Source organism: Aequorivita echinoideorum (genome assembly GCF_018476645.1).
In the GTDB taxonomy this organism is placed as follows: Bacteria; Bacteroidota; Bacteroidia; order Flavobacteriales; family Flavobacteriaceae; genus Aequorivita; species Aequorivita echinoideorum.
Genome location: NZ_JAHCTB010000019.1, coordinates 1 through 2,343, shown reverse-complemented (window position 1 = coordinate 2,343; position 2,343 = coordinate 1). Strand labels below are relative to the sequence as shown.

Sequence of the window (2,343 nt, the reverse complement as noted above, 5' to 3'; positions counted from 1 at the left end):
AAAATCCGTTCTATATTTGCAACCGCTTAGAAAAACAGATAGCTGTTTTTTGCTTGACGCGGGAGGCTCTTGAAATTTTTTGGAATATTTTATTAAAAAGGTATTGCGGGATAGAAAAAGAGTTTTATATTTGCACCCGCTTAGCGAACGAGTGACTACAGAACACGGGTTCGCGGGCGGGTCGAGAGAGACAAAAGTTCATTGAGATATTGGAATTGACAGCGTAGGCCGGCACCTTATGGGTATCGGCCGACATTAGAAAACTAAACTAAGTGAGAATCCCGGGATTTTTTTTTGAGAGTCGGGCTCTTTTGGTGTATGGTCGCAATATTATTGAAGATTATACGATGAAGAGTTTGATCCTGGCTCAGGATGAACGCTAGCGGCAGGCCTAACACATGCAAGTCGAGGGGTAGAGGGTGCTTGCACCCTTGAGACCGGCGCACGGGTGCGTAACGCGTATGCAATCTGCCTTGTACAGGGGAATAGCCCAGGGAAACTTGGATTAATGCCCCATAGCCCATATTGAGAGCATTTGAGGTATGGTAAAGATTTATCGGTACAAGATGAGCATGCGTCCCATTAGCTAGTTGGTGCGGTAACGGCGCACCAAGGCCGCGATGGGTAGGGGCCCTGAGAGGGGGATCCCCCACACTGGTACTGAGACACGGACCAGACTCCTACGGGAGGCAGCAGTGAGGAATATTGGACAATGGGCGGGAGCCTGATCCAGCCATGCCGCGTGCAGGAAGACTGCCCTATGGGTTGTAAACTGCTTTTTTACGGGAAGAAACACCCCCTCGTGAGGGGGCTTGACGGTACCGTACGAATAAGGATCGGCTAACTCCGTGCCAGCAGCCGCGGTAATACGGAGGATCCGAGCGTTATCCGGAATCATTGGGTTTAAAGGGTCCGTAGGCGGGCGTCTAAGTCAGTGGTGAAATCCCGCGGCTCAACCGTGGAATTGCCATTGATACTGGTCGCCTTGAATCAATGTGAAGTGGCTAGAATATGTAGTGTAGCGGTGAAATGCTTAGATATTACATAGAATACCGATTGCGAAGGCAGGTCACTAACATTGCATTGACGCTGATGGACGAAAGCGTGGGGAGCGAACAGGATTAGATACCCTGGTAGTCCACGCCGTAAACGATGGATACTAGCTGTCCGGTGGCAACACTGGGTGGCCAAGCGAAAGTGATAAGTATCCCACCTGGGGAGTACGTTCGCAAGAATGAAACTCAAAGGAATTGACGGGGGCCCGCACAAGCGGTGGAGCATGTGGTTTAATTCGATGATACGCGAGGAACCTTACCAGGGCTTAAATGTAGTCTGACAGGTCTGGAAACAGATCCTTCTTCGGACAGACTGCAAGGTGCTGCATGGTTGTCGTCAGCTCGTGCCGTGAGGTGTCAGGTTAAGTCCTATAACGAGCGCAACCCCTGTCGCTAGTTGCCAGCATGTAAAGATGGGAACTCTAGCGAGACTGCCGGTGCAAACCGCGAGGAAGGTGGGGATGACGTCAAATCATCACGGCCCTTACGTCCTGGGCCACACACGTGCTACAATGGCAGGTACAATGGGCAGCCACGCCGCAAGGCGGAGCGAATCCACAAAACCTGTCTCAGTTCGGATCGGGGTCTGCAACTCGACCCCGTGAAGCTGGAATCGCTAGTAATCGGATATCAGCCATGATCCGGTGAATACGTTCCCGGGCCTTGTACACACCGCCCGTCAAGCCATGGAAGCCGGAAGCACCTGAAGTCCGTCACCGCGAGGAGCGGCCTAGGGTGAAGCTGGTAACTGGGGCTAAGTCGTAACAAGGTAGCCGTACCGGAAGGTGCGGCTGGAACACCTCCTTTCTAGAGAAAGACGACCGAAAATTCAACAAGAGAAGGCTCTTATATGAAAGAAGAGGGGTCTTGCTTGGTTTAGCTGTCAATTTTGTAATATTATAGTCAACAGGTACGGTGTCAGCATATCAAAACTGATAACTGAATACTGAACATTGGAGGCTTTTTTAGAGTCCCATAGCTCAGCTGGTTAGAGCGCTACACTGATAATGTAGAGGTCGGCAGTTCGAGTCTGCCTGGGACTACAGCCGAAATCGAGGCAGAGGTCGAGATCGGAGCTTGAAAAAATATTTCTTCGGGAATATAAGTTCATAAACACATATTGAAAGGAAATTTTAGAGGTTGGGTAGGCCGTTATAAGTACTGTTAACTGATAACTGTTAACTGATCACTGAAAGACGGGGGATTAGCTCAGCTGGCTAGAGCGCCTGCCTTGCACGCAGGAGGTCATCGGTTCGACTCCGATATTCTCCACCAGGGACAACAACCG

Annotated in this window: 2 tRNA genes and 1 rRNA gene; all 3 read left to right on the top strand. The window is 50.5% G+C overall.

The features are described 5' to 3' along the window. Nucleotides 1–344: 344 nt before the first annotated feature. Nucleotides 345–1,862 (top strand): 16S ribosomal RNA (locus tag KIV10_RS13805). A 162-nt stretch (nucleotides 1,863–2,024) separates the two neighbouring features. Next, nucleotides 2,025–2,098, top strand: a tRNA-Ile gene (locus KIV10_RS13800). 155 nt (nucleotides 2,099–2,253) lie between these two features. Beyond that, nucleotides 2,254–2,330 (top strand) — tRNA-Ala (locus tag KIV10_RS13795). Nucleotides 2,331–2,343: the final 13 nt, after the last annotated feature.